This window comes from Streptomyces sp. NBC_01551 (assembly GCF_026339935.1).
GTDB lineage: Bacteria > Actinomycetota > Actinomycetes > Streptomycetales > Streptomycetaceae > Streptomyces.
In genome coordinates this window covers 2,770,792-2,787,528 of sequence record NZ_JAPEPX010000001.1, presented here as the reverse complement: position 1 = coordinate 2,787,528, position 16,737 = coordinate 2,770,792, and the positions used below count along the sequence as shown (strand labels likewise).

Below are 16,737 nucleotides of genomic sequence, written 5' to 3'. Positions count from 1 at the left end.
GCTCGGCCTGCCGTCCCGCCCGACCGCGGGAGCCGGGCCGACGAGTGTGCCAGGCCCGCGAGTTCGCCGACCGGGCCCGTCGGCGGTCCCCGGACCGGATCACGAGAGGCCCGTTCAGGTGGAGGGAAACGGAAAGGGCGGGTGTCCGGTCACCGCCGGACAGCCGCCCCTCACCCGCCTCCGCGCCCGCGACGGGACGCGGCCCGCTCAGCCCTTGCTGACCGCCAGGAGGATCTCCGGCAGCTTGCGCGCCACCGTCGGGGCCGCCAGGCGCAGGCCCGTCCAGGTGGCCAGGGCGCCCCAGGCGGCACCCAGCGGGAGCATCAGCAGGCCGAGGGACTCCCGGCCCGGCCCGTCCGCGTAGACCGTCAGCGCGATCACCGGCGAACAGATCAGCGCCGACGCGAACATGCCGCCGAAGATGCCGATCCAGGCGAGCCCGGCCTGACCCGGCGCGACGTTCTTGAAGGCGCCCTCGGACGGGATGGAGTACGGGAAGCGGGCTGAGGCCAGCGCGCCCGTGCACAGCATCGAGCCCAGCAGCGCCAGCGCCAGCCCCGTCGCCGCCGGGAAGTCCCGCCAGTCGCCGACGAGCGCGGCCGTGACCACCGTGACCAGCAGCGTGTACGGGACGGTGACCAGAGCCAGGGCGTAGGCCCGGGCGCGGAGTTCGACGAACGCGTCGCGCGGGGTCGACACGGTCTGCGCGACCATCCAGAACGCCGAGGTGTCCTGCCCGAACTGGTTGTACATCTGGACGCCGAGCATGCCCGCGCCGAAACAGGCCAGGTACATCGAGCCGGTGCCCTGGACGGCGTTGGCGACGGGGACGATCATCCCGATCGCCAGCGCTGTCACCCACGCCGACTTGGTCTTCGGATCCCGCACCGCGTAGCGCAGCGTGCGCTGCATGGCCGCGCCCGTGCGGCCGCCCGGCATCAGCGACCAGAAGCCCCCGGCGCCGCCCTCCCGCGCCGCCTTCTTCGACGTGCCCGGCCCCGAGGCCGCGATCGTCGAGCCGTCAGGGGTGACCATCAGTTTGGTCAGGCTGCGCTCCCAGGACCACAGCAGCGCCGCCAGTGCCGCCAGCGTCAGGACCAGCTGGGCCGCGGCCACCCCGTACGAGCCCTCGCTCGCCGAGTCCACCATGCCGACGGCGGTCGCGGGCGGCAGCCAGCGCACCACCGCCTCGGCGGGCTCCAGCTGCGCCAGGCCGCCGTTCTGGAACAGGCGCTGGCTGCCGAAGTTGACGGCCTGCCCGCCCACCGCGATCAGCAGGCCGCTGAGCACCGCCAGGTCGCGCCCCTTGCGGCTGGTCAGCAGCCGGATGTTCGCCGTGGCCACCGCGCGGGCGAGCGCCACGCAGCCCAGCAGCAGCAGCGGCGCGGCAAGCACCGCGGCCAGCGCGCCGACCGGACCCCGGGCCACCGCGATGGCCGACCCGGCCGCCAGGCAGAGCGTGAACAGCGGGCCGATGCCGACCAGTGAGGACGCGAACAGGGCCCGCACCAGCGGCCGCGGCCGCAGCGGCAGCATGACGAGCCGGCTCGGGTCGAGGGTCTCGTCCCCCGACGGGAAGAACAGGGGCACGAAGGCCCAGCCCAGCGCGAGGAGCGCCGCCAGCAGGACGACGACCGTCCCGGCATGGGCGTTCCCGTGCAGCATCGCCAGGCCCAGCGTGACGAAGAAGCCGACCACCAGCGCGAAGACGAGGCTGGAGACGTAGGCGGCCTTGCGCTTCGAGGAGCCCTTCAGCCCGTTCTTGATCAGCGACAGCTTGAGGCGGACGAAGACCGGGGTCAGCGAGGCGCCCCGTGCCTGCCCGGGTGCGAGGGTGCTCATCGCGCGGCCGCCCCGCCGCCGAGCCACTCCAGGGAGTCGCCCGAGTCCCGGCCCTGCGCGCCGACCAGCTCCAGGAACGCGGCCTGCAGAGAGGGCGCGTCCCCCCGTACGGCGGCCAGCGGGCCCGCCGCGCGGATCCGGCCGGCGGCCATCACGGCCACCCAGTCGCACAGCGACTCGACGAGCTCCATCACGTGGGAGGAGAAGACGACCGTGGCACCGGAGGAGGTGTAGCGCTCCAGCACCCCGCGGATGGTCTGCGCCGACACCGGGTCCACGCCCTCGAACGGCTCGTCTAGGAAAAGCACTTGCGGGTTGTGCAGCAGCGCGGCCGCCAGGCCGATCTTCTTGCGCATGCCCGTCGAGTAGTCCACGACCAGCTTGTGCTGCGCGCCCGCGAGGTCCAGAACGTCCAGCAGCTGCGTGGCCCGCTTGTCCGTCTCCTCGCCCGGCAGCCCCCGCAGCCGGCCCATGTACCCGAGGAGTTCGCGGCCCGACAGCCGCTCGAACAGCCGCAGCCCCTCCGGCAGCACCCCGATCCGGGACTTCACCTCGGCCGGGTCCGCCCAGACGTCGTGCCCGGCGACGAAGACCCGCCCCATGTCCGGGCGCAGCAGCCCCGTCACCATCGACAGCGTCGTCGTCTTGCCCGCCCCGTTCGGCCCGACGAGGCCGATGAACTGCCCGGCCGGCAGCTCCAGATCGATCCCCGAGACGGCCACCTGCTCGCCGAACCGCTTCCACAGCCCCTCGACCCGCACGGCGGGGGCGGCGGATGGCGCCGGTCGCGCCCCGTCCGCCTCTACCGCCCCGTCCGTCCAGCCCGCCGCATCACCCTGGTCCGGCATGCGCCCGCCTCTCCCTGTGTCCCCGTAGGCGTAGGTCCTACGTTCCTGCGTTCCTCACGATAGGAGGCGGGGAAAGGGTCTGAGCAGTTACGAATGTCATGAACTCGCGGGTACGAACGTCCAGCTCAGGATCATGGCTACGTGCGGGAGCGGGCCTCCGCCGCGTCGCGGCCGCAGGCGTACGCGAGCCCGTCGATCAGCTCCTCCACGTCCGGCAGCCACCGGTTCGCGGCCGTCGGGGCCTGCGCCCACTGCACCGAGCCCCGGCCGCCGTAACGGGTCGGGGGAGCGGCCACGTACTGCCCCTCGCTGCGCGCGACCAGGTCCAGTGCGGACGGCGACCAGCCGAGCTTGCGCACCAGGTCGGGCAGTTTGGCCCCGGCGCCGGGCAGGACGAAGAACAGCATGCGGTGGTCGGGCGTGAGCGTGACCGGACCGACGGTGCGGTTCATCCGGTGCAGCCGCGCCAGCGCCAGGAAACCGGCGGAGTCCGGCACGTCGATCGCATCGAAGGTCCGGCCGGTCGGCAGCAGGATCGAGGCGCCCGGCTGCTTCCCCCAGATCCGCCGGACCTGCACCGCGCTGCCGGAAGCCAGCGCCTGCCAGTCCTTCACGGCCGGGTGGGCGCCGGGCGCGGGGCAGTCCTCCGCCCCGCAGGAACACAGCTCCCGCCCGTCGCCCGGCTCCAGCCAGGTGCCGGCGAAGACGTCCCAGTGCCGTTCTTCCGCGTACCGCACGGCATGGTCCAGCAGCTGCTCGCCGCGCTGCTTGGGGATGGGTGCGGTCTCCGTGACTCCGATGGTCTCTTCCACGCCCTTCACAACTCTCGCGGTCACCGGGGGTTACGGGCGTAAACCGGCCCGTGGGCGGAGCATCGATCCTGCACACGGGGCGCATCGATGCATGGACGGGGGCGCGTGGAAGGCCGGGGCGCCGGGCTTGGGTAGCGACACCACGCAGAGGGGAAGATTCTCCGCACATCAGGCGGGAAGTGATCATTCCAACGCTCACCCGCGGCCTCAGGGGGTTTTCATGGCAGCCAGGCCTCTCGTCGCGCGCCAGCCGAATGAACGGCTTCAGGCGCTCATCCAGGAAGCCGGGTGCTCCAACGCCGGGCTCGCCCGGCGCGTGAACATGTGCGGGGCCGAGCACGGCCTCGATCTCCGCTACGACAAGACCTCCGTGGCCCGCTGGCTGCGCGGCCAGCAGCCACGCGGCCGGGCTCCCGGCATCATCGCCGAGGCGCTCGGGCGCAAACTCGGCCGGACCGTCACCATCGACGAGATCGGCATGGCCAACGGCAAGAACCTCGCCTCCGGCGTCGGCCTGCAGTTCTCCCCGACCGTCATCGGCGCCATCGAGCAGGTCTGCGAGCTGTGGCGCAGCGACGTGGGCCGGCGCGACTTCCTGACGGGGTCGAGCGTGGCCTCGTCGGCGCTCGTCGAGCCGAGCCGCGACTGGCTGATCACCGGGGCGGACGCGCAGGTGGCCCGCAGCGGGGGCGCGCGCGTCGGGATGTCGGACGTGGAGGCCGTGATGGCCACCACGGAGGCGCTCAAGGACCTCGACCACCGGTTCGGCAGCGGGCACGTGCGGCCCGTCGTCGTGCACTACCTCAACTCCGTGGTGTCCGGGCTGATCGGCGGCTCGTACCGGGAGCCGGTCGGGCGGGCGCTGTTCGCGGCGGTGGCGCGGCTGACGGAACTGGCCGGGTACATGGCCGTCGACACCGGGCAGCCGGGGCTGGCGCAGCGGTACTACATCCAGGCGCTGCGGCTGGCGCAGGCGGCGGGCGACCGGGCGTACGGGGGGTACGTGCTCGCGGCCTCGATGAGTCACCTGGCGGCGGAGCTGGGCAACCCGCGGGAGATCGCGCAGCTGGCGCGGGCCGCGCAGGAGGGCACGAGAGGGCAGGTCACGCCGCGGGTGGAGGCGATGTTCTACGCGGCGGAGGCGCGGGGGCACGCGCTGCTGGGCGACAACCGGGCGACGGCGGTGCTGGCGGGGCGGGCCGTGACGGCGCTGGAGCGGGCGGAACCGGAATCGGGGGACGACCCGGTGTGGATCCGGCATTTCGACACGGCGTACCTCGCGGACGAGCTGGCGCACTGCCACCGGGACCTGGGCCAGGCGGACGCGGCGGCGCGGCGGGCGGAGGAGGCGTTGCGGGGCCTGCCGGAGACGAAGGCGCGGCGCCGGGCGATCGGGCTGCTGCTGCTGGCGGCGGCGCGGGTGCAGCAGCGGGAGGTGGAACAGGCGTGCCAGACGGCGACGAAGGCGGCGGACCTCCTGAACTCCCTCCGCTCGCGCCGGGGTGCGGAATACCTGGACGACTTCCGCACCCGCCTGGAGCCGTACCGGGAGGAGGCGGCGGTCCGGGAATTCGGCGCCCGCCTGGAGACTGCGTCGGTGGCGTAGCCGATGCCCTGGCCGGGCCGCAGCCCAGGACGGCCCGGCGCCCCCGCAGGGCGTGGCCTCGGTGGGGCGGTCCTGCGGGGTGGCCTCGGTGGGGCGGTCCTGCGGGGCGGTCCTGCGGGGCGGGGTGAGGTGAGACGGGGGTGGGGGTGGGGCGGGGTGTTGTCCGGGACTGCATGATTTATGGCGCCTGTTCGGGAGCTGTCGTCGTGTGGCGGTGCTGCGCGCCACAAATCACGTTTTACGTCCCGGACAACACCCCGCCCCACCCCCACCCCCTCGGCTCCGGCCCCGCCGTCCCTTCCAGCCCCGCCGGCGTTTGAGGCGCGGGTCTGGGCGGAGCCCAGGGAACGGTGGAAGGGCGGGGCGGGGAGAGGTCAACGGGGTGCGGGCTGCCGGGGGTGGTGCTGACCGGGTAGCGTGACCCGACGGTTCCGAAGGTTCGGGCGAGTCGGAGAAGGAGTCCCGGTGTCGGAGAGCGGACAGGGAAGCGGCCAGCACCGCGCCCCGCAGCCTGGCGTCCCGCAGGGCGGTGAGCCGTGGGGGCAGCCGGGGTACGGGTACCCGCAGCCCGCACCCGAGCCCGGACATGTCGTCGGCCCCGGCTTCGAGGGCCCCGGGGACCCGCACGGGTACGGGTACCCGCCCCTGCCCGAGGCCGTCACCCAGTACATACCGCCGGTTCCGGCGCATGGTGACGCCGCCACTCAGTTCATTCCGCCTGTTTCGGCGCACGGTGATGCGGCTACTCAGTACATTCCGCCCGTTGTGGGACATGGTGACGCCGCCACGCAGTTCATTCCGCCCGTTCCGGCGCACGGTGACGCCGCCACGCAGTTCATTCCGCCCGTTCCGGCGCATGGTGACGCCGCCACTCAGTACATCCCGCCCGTTCCGGCGCACGGTGAGGCGGCCACTCAGTACATACCCCCCGTGCCCCCCGGCCCCGCGCCCAACGCCGCCGAGGGGTTCGACGGGCTGTTCCGCAGCGACGGCGCAGCCGCTGCCGCGCACACGCGGCAGCCGCCGCAGGTCCACGCTTCCCCGGCGCCGGCGCTGCGGCCCCCGCCCCCGCCCCCCGGCGGGTACGAGCCGCCCCGGCGGTCGGTTTCGCCCGCGATCATCGGGGCCGTCGTCGTCGGGCTCGCCGTCGTCGGGCTCGGCGTCGGCGCGCTGCTCAGTGACAACAAGCCGCAGAACACCGACCCCGGCGCCGCCCCCGCCGCCCCCACCAGCTCCAACGGCTCCGCCGCGGCCGGCGGAGAGGCCCCGGTCGACCCGGCCCGCCCCCAGGCCGTCCAGCTCGACAAGCTCCTCGCCGACAGCAACGACAGCCGCGCCTCGGTGATCAAGGCCGTCGACGACATCAAGGGCTGCCGCAACCTCGACGGCGCGGCCGACGACCTGCACGACGCCGCCCGCCAGCGCGAGGAGCTCGTCACCCGGCTCCAGGAGCTCAAGCTCGACAAGCTCCCCAACAACGCCAAGCTGTCCGCCGCCCTCACCAAGGCCTGGCAGTCCTCGGCCGACGCCGACAACAGCTACGCGGCCTGGGCCGACGACATCGACGACGGCAAGAAGAACTGCAAGGACGGTCAGGCCAAGCCGACCGCCAACGCTGCCGCCGGCAACCGGGCCAGCGGCGAGGCCACCCGGGCCAAGGAGTCGGCCGCGACCATGTGGAACACGATCGCGGCCAAGCACGGCCTCACCAAGCGGGACAAGTCCCAGCTCTGACGAGCGGCCGCCGCGCGCCCACTACGCCGCGCGCGGCGCCTGCTCCAGGGTCGGGGTCATGTCCATGGACTCCTCGCCCGGCTGCGCCACGAGCCGGCCGGCCTGGACGATCTGGAACGTGACCTGCCCGTTCACGATGCGCGGGAATCCGGCGACGGCGCGCATGTCCTGGTAGCGCCAGGACAGGTCCGGGGTGAGGCCGCCGGTCGCGATCTTCTCGGACTGGTTCAGCATCCGCGCGACCTTCCGCGCAGTGATGTCCTCGCCCTTCTCGAACCGCTTCACGACCTCGTTCAGCACCGTGTACGCGATCCAGGTGGTCTGCGCGCCGCTGTCGTCCGGGTCCACGCCGTCGTCGCCGAAGGAGTGCTCGGAGATCACCTTCCGCATCGGCTCCCACAGCGGATCCGAGGCGACGGGGTACCAGCTGGTCAGGTACGAGCCCTCGAAGGGGCTCTCCTTGCCGCCGGTCCGGTTCACCAGGGCCTGGCTGACGCTGCCGAGGACGGAGGAGATCTGCGGCTTGCGCTGCTTGTCGTCGGCGGCGCGGCGGAAGGCGTCGAAGAACGTCTCGGTGCGCTCGCCGAGCACGGCGGTGACGCAGCCCTTCGCCTTGTCCTTGTCCTTCTCCTTGTCCTTGACGCTGGTTCCGGCTGACCCGCCGCCCGTGTCGGCCAGGGCCTCCGAGGCCTGCGAGGAGAAGTCGGCGGTGTCCTCGGCGGCGCGGATGTCGGAGGCCTCGCCCATCTTGTTGGCCTTCAGGCCCGCGTTGAGCAGCACGGGCATCGAGTCCCCGGCGAGGGTGTCCGGGCGGACGATGGCCACCTGGCCGCAGGCGCGCCCGAGCTGGTGTCCGGCGCCGGCGAGGAGGACGGGCTGGCCGCCGTTGACGGGGTAGGAGAGGGTGCTCTGGAACTCCTCGGAGGAGACTCCGTAGCCGCCTATGAAGGGGATTCCCTCGGCCTCCAGCGGGGCCATGAAGGCGCGGCCGTGCTGGCTGTACGAGCCGACGACCGCGATCGCCTTCTCGGCGATGGCCTGGCGGGCGCAGTCGGCGGCGCCGTTCGGGGTGTTGCGCTCGTTGCAGGTCAGGACCCGGAGCTTGTGGCCGTTGATGCCGCCCTTGGAGTTGACCCAGCGCTCGTACGCCTTGGCCATGGCGGGCATTCCGGGCATGTTGGTCGCCTTCGTGCCCTCGGGGGCGAAGGTCATGACCGTGAGGGTGCCGGCGGAGTCTCCCGAGCCTCCGGGGATGACTCCGCATCCGACGGCGAGACACGCGCCCACCGCCGTGGCCAGGAAGGTGCGGGACAGGGATGCTGCGCGTCGCCAATCGGTCATGTCCCAGCACCCTTCCGCCCCGCGGGTAACTGGAGCCTGAGGTGTACACAACATTCGGTGACTTCCAGGTGAACTGCCGGGGAGGGGGCGGTCGCGACGCCCCGGACGATCACGGAGAGCTGCCTGAAGATCACTAATTGCCGGAACGTACGATCGAAAGCGTGACAATCGCCCAAGGTTCGAAGAACCCTTCCCGTCGTGGTGGCCGCTCCTCCACCATGGGCGGCATGCCCCTCAACGACATGCCGTGGTGGCGCTGGCGCGGCAACGTGCGCTCGGCGCTGCACATGCTTTCCGCCCCGGAGTTCCAGGAGGACACCTGGCTGGCCGGCGCCGCGGGGTACGGAGACGTCACCGACGCCGTGTACCGGCTCGTCGAGGACACCTGGCTCGACAGCTGGTCCGCCGACAAATACGTCGGCACGATCTTCCGGGACTCCCAGGAGGCGGCCCTCGTCGACCTGGCGGTCCTGCGCGTGCTGCGGATCCTGCACCAGGTCGGTCCGGACGCGCCCGTGTCCACGTACCTGGAGCACCACGCGTGGCCCGAGGCGGTGCGTGCGGCACGCGAGGCACACGTACGGCTGGCGGTCGCGGACGGGGACGACCCGGACGAACGGCCGCGGTCGCTGGAAGCCCTGAGAATCCTCACCCGCGCGGTGTGAAAGGCTGTGGGGTCATGAGCGATGACCCGCAGCCCCAGGCCCCCCAGCAGTACGTTCTCACCCTGTCCTGCCCCGACAAGCAGGGCATCGTGCATGCCGTGTCCAGTTACCTGTTCATGACCGGATGCAACATCGAGGACAGCCGTCAGTTCGGCGATCACGACACCGGCCTGTTCTTCATGCGGGTGCACTTCTCGGCGGAGGCGCCGGTGACGCTGGAAAAGCTGCGGGCCAGTTTCGCGGCGATCGGCGACTCGTTCCGGATGGACTGGGAACTGCACCGCTCCGACGAGCGGATGCGGATCGTCCTGATGGTGTCGAAGTTCGGGCACTGCCTGAACGACCTGCTGTTCCGGGCGAGCATCGGGGCGCTGCCGGTGGAGGTCGCGGCGGTCGTCTCCAACCACACGGACTTCGAGGAGCTCGTCGGCTCGTACGGGATCCCGTTCGTGCACATTCCGGTGACGAAGGACACGAAGGCGGCGGCGGAGGCGCGGCTGCTGGAGCTGGTGCGCGAGGAGAACGTCGAGCTGGTGGTGCTCGCGCGGTACATGCAGGTGCTGTCGGACACCCTGTGCAAGGAGCTGAGCGGGCGGATCATCAACATCCACCACTCGTTCCTGCCGAGCTTCAAGGGCGCGAAGCCGTACCACCAGGCGCATGCGCGGGGCGTGAAGCTGATCGGCGCGACCGCGCACTACGTGACGGCGGACCTCGACGAGGGGCCGATCATCGAGCAGGAGGTCGAGCGGGTGGGGCACGAGGTCACCCCGGACCAGCTGGTGGCGGTGGGCCGCGACGTGGAGTGCCAGGCGCTCGCCCGCGCCGTGAAGTGGCACAGCGAACACCGGGTCCTCCTGAACGGCTCCCGCACCGTCGTCTTCGCCTAGCCCTGCGGCCCTTCGGGCCCCGGGCCGCAACCGGGCCACCCGGAGCCCCAGGGACTGCGGCTCCGCCGGGGCACCGGGCTCCGCCGGGACCCTCGTTTCAGGTCGTGGCCCGGCCTGCGGGCCGGGTGCCGGGGCGCTGCCCCGGACCCCGCGCCTCAAACGCCGGCGAGGCTGAACGTGGCCGGGGTCGCGGGCTGAACGTGGCCGGGGTTGCGGGTCTGACCGCGCGCCGGAGGCTAGAGGCGGCTCAGGGAGGCGGCGGCGAAGAGGACGTCGCGGATGGCTTCGCGGTCGCCCTGCTGGCCGGCCGCCGCTTCCTCCGGGGAGATGTGGCCCGCGGCCAGCTGGCAGAACTCGCCGCCGTCCAGCGCGATGTGCGCCACCCGGTGGTCCGCCGACGGCTTCGCCGCCGGGGAGTCCAGGGCGATGTCCCAGCTGCCGCCGCCCGAGCCCTCGATCTCCAGGTGCAGCGTGCGGCCGGGCGCGCCCGCCGCCACCAGGCCGCGGGCCGGGGCCGCCAGGCCCGCCCGGCGCCGGTGCGCGAGCGCACTCGGCAGCAGCCGCGCCGCCAGGTCGATCATGCGGTGCAGGTCCGCCCCCGACGGCGGGTCGTACGGGTAGTCCACCGCCTCCGCGATGTCCCACGCGTGCACCCAGCACTCGAAGGCCCGCTCCAGGAACGCGTCCCCGAGCGGGAGCGCGAACGTCCCGTAGTCGACCGCCAGTTCCGCGACCCCGCGGCCCGCGAACGACACCGTGCGGACCAGGGTGTGCCCCTGCTCCCGCCACGGCTCGCGCACCTGCCGCGTCACCGGCCGGTCCGCCGCGCTCCAGAAGTGCTCCGTGCGCTTCGCGGGGTTGCCCTGCGGCGCGTCCGGGCCCAGCGGGTCCTCCAGCCCCAGCGCGGCCGCGACCATGCCGTCCACCGTCAGCAGGTGCCCGATGACCCCGGCCACCGTCGTCCGGCGCGACTGCCGTTGCTCGCCCTCGAACCACTTCAGCCGTACCGGCGTGTGCCACTCCGCGTCACCGAAGTCCTGGAGCAGCGCGTCCAGCCGGGCCGTTTCCGTGTCGTACGGGTTCGCCCACACCGGCACCGGGATCCGCGCCGGCCGCTTGCCCAGGCAGTCCTCCAGCACCCGCGACCGCAGCAGCGGCTTCAGGTCCAGGCTGTCCTCGGGGTGCAGCAGCCCCACCGCGTCGCGCAGCCGCAGCGCCTCCTCCGCGCACGGCGCGCACTCGGTCAGGTGGTCCTCCACGGCCTGCGTCTCCTCCGCCGAACACGCGGCCAGCGCCCACGCCCCGAGCAGGGACTTCAGCACGGTGTGCGTCGGCGGCGCCGCGACGGGCAGCGGGTCGGGCGCGTGCCGCGGGTCCAGGTCGTCGGCGGCCCCGCGCGGACCCGGTATCCGCGTCCCGCCGCCGGGCCGCTCGTATCCGTCGTCGGGCACGTCGGAGGGACCCGTCATCGCGGCGTTCCATATCCCGAGGAGCCGTAGCCGGGCGGCGCGACGTCCTCCCGGGGCAGGGCGTTGGCGGTCGAAAGCAGTTGCAGCCCGAGCCGCAGCCGGCGCCGCGCCTCGTCCTCGCTGATCTTCAGGTCGGCGGCGGCCTGGCGGTAGTCGCGCCGTTTGAAGTACGCGAGTTCCAGTGCGGCCCGCAGCGGCGCGGGCATGGAGGTGACGATGAAGTCGGCGCGGGCCGCCGCGTTGGCGCTGGCCACCTTGCGCTCCAGGTCCTCGCGGGATCCGCGCCCCAGCTCGGCCTGGCGCAGCCGGGCCACGGCCTGGCCCTGGGTGATCCGGGCGACCCAGGAGCGCATGGAGCCCTGCTTGGGGTCGTAGGCGTCCGGGTTCTCCCAGATGTAGCCGAACACCTCGCGGGTGATCCGGTCCGCGGCCTTCTCGTCGCCGAGGACCCGGTGCGCCAGGCTGTGCACCAGCGAGGCGAAACGGTCGTACAGCTCCCCGAGCGCGGCGGCCTCGCCGCGGGCGAGGCGCTGCTGCATGCGGCGGTCCCAGCGCGGTGGTACGTCCTTCGGCATAGTGCCCCCAGCCGTGTGTCGACACAACGAATGTACTGGCCACGGGACAGATCGCGCCCGTTTTGCGGGAATCCGGACCGGAGCCCCGACCTCCGTGCTAGGGGCGGGACATGGGCACACGCGTACGCGCCCCGTCGCGCTTCCCGTGCGCGGGTTCGATGCGGCCACCTGCTTGTCCGCTTCGCTTAACGTGCAGGCCACTGAGGCCTTACGCTCCTGCCTTGACTTGAAGCCTCGTCTTGAACCGGGCACCACACCCACCGCACACGTGAAGGCGGAACATCGAATATGGACAGCGCAGAGTACGAGCGCAAGATCGCCTCCCGATTCGCCACCTTCGACCAGGACGGGAACGGCTCCATCGACCGGGAGGACTTCAGCGCGGCGGCCCGCGCCGTGCTGGCCGAGTTCGGCGTCGCGGCCCGGTCCGACAAGGGACAGGCCGTCTTCGCCGGCGCCGAGGCGTTCTGGCAGGGCATGGCCGGGATCGCGGACGTGGACGGGGACCAGCGGGTGTCCCGCGAGGAGTTCATCACGGGCGCGGCGAAGCGGCTGCGCGACAGCCCGGACCGGTTCGCGGAGATCGCCCGCCCGTTCCTGCGGGCGGTGATCGCGGTGACCTCGGCCGACGCGTCCCGCGCGGGCGCGTCTCCGGAGGCGGTCGCGCGCGTCCTGGGCGTCCTCGGGACCCCGGCGGAACTGTCCGCCCAGGTGGCGGCGGCCCTGGACGCGGACGGCGACGGGCACGTCTCGGAGGACGAGATCCTGGCGGCCTTCGCGGGCTACTGCGGCGTCGAGGCCCCGGACGCGTAAGACGCTCAAGGCGCGTAGGACGCGTAAGGCGCGCAAGGCAGAGAGGGACCGCCAGGAGGAACCGCGCTCCTACGCGAAGCGCTCGCGGAGCTTGTACTTGAGCACCTTGCGCAGCGCGTCGTTGCGGGGCAGGGCGTCCACCAGCTCCAGCTGTTCCGGGAGCTTGTGCGGGGACAGCCCCTGGGCGCGCAGGTGCGCCGTCAGCTGCGGCAGGGTCAGGGCCGCGGCGCCCGGGGGCTGTTCGACGACGGCGCAGACGCGTTCGCCGCGGTCGGGGTCGGGGAGGCCGATGACGGCCACGTCGGCTATGCCCGGGAGCTGGTGGAGGAGGTCCTCGATCTCCTTCGCCGAGATGTTCTCGCCCTTGCGGATGATGACGTCCTTGCTGCGGCCCGTGAGGACCAGGTGCCCGCTCTCGGTGAGGTGGCCGAGGTCGCCGGTGATCAGGTAGCCGTCGGCGTCGAAGGCGTCGGCGTTCTGGCCCGGGTCCAGGTAGCCCTGGCAGACCGCCTCGCCGCGCAGCCGGACCTCGCCGTCCGCGCCGGCGGGCAGCGGGGCGCCGTCGGGGGTGGTGACGCGGATCGACATCCCGGCCGGCGGGCGGCCCTCGGTGGTCGCCAGGTTCTCCGGGGTGTCCCGCGGATCCCCCATGGTGATCATCGGGACCTCCGTCATGCCGTAGCCGTGCGTCAGCCGGCAGCCCAGCTCCCGGACCACCGCGTGGTAGATCTCCGGGGGCTTGGGGGCGCCGCCGCCCGCGAGGAGGCGGAGGCTGGGGATGAGCGGGGTTCCAGGGGCCTTGCGCTGCTCGGCCAGGAACATGGAGTAGAACGCCGTGGAGCCGCCGGCGACCGTGACCCCGTGGCGGCGGTACCCGTCGAGGGCGTCCGGCATCGCGAACTTCTCGAACAGCACCGCCGGGAACCCGTAGAGCAGCAGCATCACCGTGTAGTCCGGGCCGGCGATGTGCGCGAAGGGGAACGCCATCGAGCCGACGTCCGCCGGGGAGAGGCGCAGGGCGTGGGCCAGGCAGGAGCCGCCGGCGATCAGGGAGCGGTCGGTGTGCAGCACGCCCTTGGGGTCGGAGGTGGTGCCGGAGGTCCAGTAGATCCAGCGCACCGAGGTGCCGTCGGCGGGCGGCGGGGGCAGGGTGGCGGGGTCCCCGGACGGGAGGGAGTCGTAGGCCTCGAAGACGCCCCGGGCGCCGAGCCGCCGGGCCATGGCGGTGTGGTCGTAGCCGCGCCAGACGCCGGGTACGGCGAAGAACTCGGCCTTGGACTCGCGCAGCGCGAAGCCGACCTCCCGGTCCCGGTAGAAGGGGATCACCGGTGACTGGACGGCGCCGATCCGGGCGAGCGCGAGGGAGAGCAGCACCGTCTCGATGCGGGTCGGCAGTTGCCAGGCGACGACGGTGCCGGGGCGGATGCCCATGCGGTGGAGGCCTGCGGCGACGCGTTCGGCGCGGTCGCGCAGCCCGCCGAAGGTGAGGGTGCGGTCCCGCGCCGGGTCGTCGGCCGCCTCGATGAGGACCGGGGTGTCGGGGGTCAGCGCGGCGCGTCGGGCGACGAGCTCCCACAGGGTCCCGGACGCGCTCAGCTCCCGCGCGGTGTCCGCCGCGCCGGTCGTGCCCGTGGTGTCCGGCATCCCAACCTCCCCATAGCTGACGGATAGTCAGATCAAGCGGAGAGCGTAGGGCGCCGACGCTTGTCGGTCCAGGGGTCGCGGAGCTAGCTTGTTTCTGACGGTTCATCAGATACGTCGGCCAAAGCCATCGGCCATCCGCTTGCGCGAGGGGACACCATGGAACTGCCTCGGATCATCAGCGTGGACGACCACGTGATCGAGCCCGCGCACCTCTTCGACGTCTGGCTGCCCGCCCGGTACCGCGACCGCGGGCCCAAGCCGCTGACCGCCGGCATCGGCGAGCTGGCGTACACCGGCGGCAAGTACGTGATCACCATGGACCCGGACGGCCCGCCGACCGACTGGTGGATCTACGAGGACCTGAAGTTCCCGTACAAGCGCAACATCGCCGCCGTCGGCTTCGACCGCGACGAGATGACCCTGGAGGGGATCACCCGCGAGGAGATGCGGCGCGGCTGCTGGGACCCCAAGGCGCGGCTCGCCGACATGGACCTCAACCACGTCGAGGCGTCGCTGTGCTTCCCGACCTTCCCGCGCTTTTGCGGCCAGACCTTCGCGGAGGCCCACGACAAGGAGGTCGCCCTCGCCTGTGTGCGCGCGTACAACGACTGGATGGTCGAGGAGTGGTGCGGCGACAGCGGCGGCCGGCTGATCCCGCTGTGCATCATCCCGCTCTGGGACATCGACCTCGCCGTCGCCGAGATCCGGCGCAACGCCGCGCGCGGGGTGAGGGCGGTGACCTTCTCCGAGATCCCCACCCACCTCGGGCTGCCCTCCATCCACTCCGGCTACTGGGACGCCTTCTTCGCCGTCTGTCAGGAGACCGGCACCGTCGTCAACATGCACATCGGCTCGTCCTCGCAGATGCCCGCCGCCTCGCCCGACGCGCCGCCCGCCGTGCAGGCCTCGCTCAGCTTCAACAACGCGATGGCCTCGATGATGGACTTCCTGTTCAGCGGGGTGCTGGTGAAGTTCCCGACCCTGAAGCTGGCGTACAGCGAGGGGCAGATGGGCTGGATCCCGTACGCCCTGGAGCGCGCCGACGACGTGTGGGAGGAGCACCGCGCCTGGGGCGGGGTCCGCGACCTGATCCCCGAGCCGCCGTCCACGTACTACTACCGGCAGATCTTCTGCTGCTTCTTCCGCGACAAGCACGGCATCGCCTCGATCGACGTCGTCGGCCGCGACAACGCCACCTTCGAGACCGACTACCCGCACGTCGACTCGACCTTCCCGCACACCAAGGAGGTCGCCCTCGACCACGTCAAGGGCCTCGACGACGAGACGGTCCACAAGCTGATGCGCGGCAACGCCATCCGGATGCTCGGCCTGGACCTCGTCTGATGGATTTGACGTACACCGAGGAGGAGCGGGACTTCCGCGCCCGGCTGCGCACCTGGCTCGGCAAGACGCTGCCCGAGCTGCCCGCGAAGCCGTCGCCCGACGACTGGCCCGGCCGCCGCGCCTACGACCTGGGCTGGCAGCGCAGGCTGTACGACGCCGGGTACGCCGGACTGCACTGGCCCGTCGACGCGGGCGGGCGCGGGGCCACCCCGACCCAGCACCTGATCTTCCTGGAGGAGACGGAGCGCGCCGGCGCCCCGTACGTCGGCGCGAACTTCGTCGGGCTGCTGCACGCCGGCCCGACCATCGCGGCCGAGGGCACAGCCGGGCAGCGGGCGCGCTGGCTGCCGCCCGTACTGCGCGGCGACGAGGTGTGGTGCCAGGGGTTCAGCGAGCCCGACGCGGGCTCCGACCTGGCCTCGCTGCGGACCCGCGCGGTGCGCGACGGAGACGACTACGTGATCACCGGGTCGAAGATCTGGACCTCGCACGCGGAGGTCGCCGACTGGTGCGAGCTGCTGGTGCGCACCGACCCGGCCGCCGCGAAGCACCGCGGGATCTCCTGGCTGGCCATGCCGATGGACGCGCCCGGGGTCACGATCCGGCCCCTGCGCACCCTCGCGGGATCGACCGAGTTCGCGGAGGTGTTCCTCGACGAGGTCCGGGTGCCGGTCGCGAACAGGGTCGGGGCGGAGAACGACGGCTGGCGGGTCACGATGGTGACCCTGTCCTTCGAGCGGGGCACCGCCTTCGTCGGCGAGGTCGTCGCCTGCCGGCGCACCCTCGCCGAGCTGGCGCGCACCGCCCGGGCCAACGGCCGCTGGGACGACCCCGTCCTACGAAGGAAACTGGGGCGCCTTTACGGGGAATTCGGCGCCCTCTGGAGGCTGACGCAGTGGAACGTCAGCGAGTCGGAGCGGTCCGGCGGGGTCCCGGGCACGGGTGGCAGCGTCTTCAAGCTGGCGTACTCGCACGCGCGGCAAGAGCTGTACGACACCGCGGCCGAGGTGCTGGGCGCGGGCTCGCTCTCGCTGGATGAGGAGTGGGTCCTGGACCGGCTCTCGTCCCTCTCGTACACGATCGCGGCGGGCACCTCGCAGATCCAGCGGAACATCGTCGCCGAGCGCATCCTCGGCCTGCCGAAGGGGCGGTGA

Annotated in this window: 14 protein-coding genes; 7 read left to right on the top strand and 7 right to left on the bottom strand. The window is 72.6% G+C overall.

Annotated elements, in window-relative coordinates; all coding sequences use genetic code 11:
* Positions 1–207 precede the first annotated feature (207 nt).
* From OG982_RS12335 to OG982_RS12325, 3 genes are all read right to left on the bottom strand, one after another.
* Complete coding sequence (locus tag OG982_RS12335) at positions 208–1,842, bottom strand: transporter (protein WP_266787424.1); 1,635 nt, start codon at positions 1,840–1,842, stop codon at positions 208–210.
* On the bottom strand, positions 1,839–2,690 hold the full coding sequence (locus tag OG982_RS12330; protein WP_266787426.1) for an ABC transporter ATP-binding protein: 852 nt from the start codon (positions 2,688–2,690) through the stop codon (positions 1,839–1,841). Before OG982_RS12330 ends, OG982_RS12335 begins: the two co-directional genes overlap by 4 nt.
* A gap of 137 nt (positions 2,691–2,827) precedes the next feature.
* Complete coding sequence (locus tag OG982_RS12325) at positions 2,828–3,511, bottom strand: bifunctional DNA primase/polymerase (protein ID WP_266791997.1); 684 nt, start codon at positions 3,509–3,511, stop codon at positions 2,828–2,830.
* Positions 3,512–3,722: 211 nt separating this feature from the next.
* Here OG982_RS12325 and OG982_RS12320 point away from each other — a divergent pair, with 211 nt between their 5' ends.
* Positions 3,723–5,108 (top strand): transcriptional regulator, encoded by a 1,386-nt coding sequence (locus OG982_RS12320; RefSeq protein WP_266948537.1) that lies wholly within the window; start codon positions 3,723–3,725, stop codon positions 5,106–5,108.
* A 930-nt stretch (positions 5,109–6,038) separates the two neighbouring features.
* On the top strand, positions 6,039–6,842 hold the full coding sequence (locus tag OG982_RS12315) for a hypothetical protein (protein WP_266787430.1): 804 nt from the start codon (positions 6,039–6,041) through the stop codon (positions 6,840–6,842).
* A 21-nt stretch (positions 6,843–6,863) separates the two neighbouring features.
* On the opposite strand, the gene OG982_RS12310 is transcribed toward OG982_RS12315, so the two are convergent.
* A complete protein-coding gene (locus OG982_RS12310; protein ID WP_266948536.1) occupies positions 6,864–8,183 on the bottom strand; it encodes an ABC transporter substrate-binding protein in 1,320 nt (439 codons plus the stop codon).
* A 218-nt stretch (positions 8,184–8,401) separates the two neighbouring features.
* On the opposite strand from OG982_RS12310, the gene OG982_RS12305 reads away from it, so the two are divergent.
* Positions 8,402–8,848 (top strand): hypothetical protein, encoded by a 447-nt coding sequence (locus OG982_RS12305; RefSeq protein WP_266791999.1) that lies wholly within the window; start codon positions 8,402–8,404, stop codon positions 8,846–8,848.
* Positions 8,849–8,862: 14 nt separating this feature from the next.
* Positions 8,863–9,738, top strand: a complete 876-nt coding sequence (purU, locus tag OG982_RS12300; protein ID WP_266787434.1) for a formyltetrahydrofolate deformylase — start codon at positions 8,863–8,865, stop codon at positions 9,736–9,738.
* Positions 9,739–9,974: 236 nt separating this feature from the next.
* Here the strand turns inward: purU and OG982_RS12295 are convergent, their stop codons facing one another.
* Both OG982_RS12295 and OG982_RS12290 read right to left on the bottom strand, forming a co-directional pair.
* Positions 9,975–11,207 carry a maleylpyruvate isomerase N-terminal domain-containing protein gene (locus OG982_RS12295; protein ID WP_266787436.1) on the bottom strand — a complete coding sequence of 411 codons (1,233 nt, stop codon included), beginning with the start codon at positions 11,205–11,207 and terminating at the stop codon, positions 9,975–9,977.
* Positions 11,204–11,782: a sigma factor gene (locus OG982_RS12290; RefSeq protein WP_266787438.1), complete on the bottom strand. Its 579-nt coding sequence runs from the start codon at positions 11,780–11,782 to the stop codon at positions 11,204–11,206. Before OG982_RS12290 ends, OG982_RS12295 begins: the two co-directional genes overlap by 4 nt.
* 288 nt (positions 11,783–12,070) lie before the next feature.
* Between OG982_RS12290 and OG982_RS12285 the strand changes: the two genes are divergently transcribed.
* Entirely contained in the window at positions 12,071–12,595 is a 525-nt protein-coding gene (locus OG982_RS12285; protein ID WP_266787440.1) for an EF-hand domain-containing protein, read from the top strand.
* Between the two features lie 69 nt (positions 12,596–12,664).
* Here the strand turns inward: OG982_RS12285 and OG982_RS12280 are convergent, their stop codons facing one another.
* On the bottom strand, positions 12,665–14,239 hold the full coding sequence (locus OG982_RS12280) for a class I adenylate-forming enzyme family protein (protein WP_266787442.1): 1,575 nt from the start codon (positions 14,237–14,239) through the stop codon (positions 12,665–12,667).
* 156 nt (positions 14,240–14,395) lie between these two features.
* Between OG982_RS12280 and OG982_RS12275 the strand changes: the two genes are divergently transcribed.
* Positions 14,396–15,583: an amidohydrolase family protein gene (locus OG982_RS12275; RefSeq protein WP_266948535.1), complete on the top strand. Its 1,188-nt coding sequence runs from the start codon at positions 14,396–14,398 to the stop codon at positions 15,581–15,583.
* Positions 15,583–16,737, top strand: a complete 1,155-nt coding sequence (locus OG982_RS12270) for an acyl-CoA dehydrogenase (RefSeq protein ID WP_266787446.1) — start codon at positions 15,583–15,585, stop codon at positions 16,735–16,737. Before OG982_RS12275 ends, OG982_RS12270 begins: the two co-directional genes overlap by 1 nt.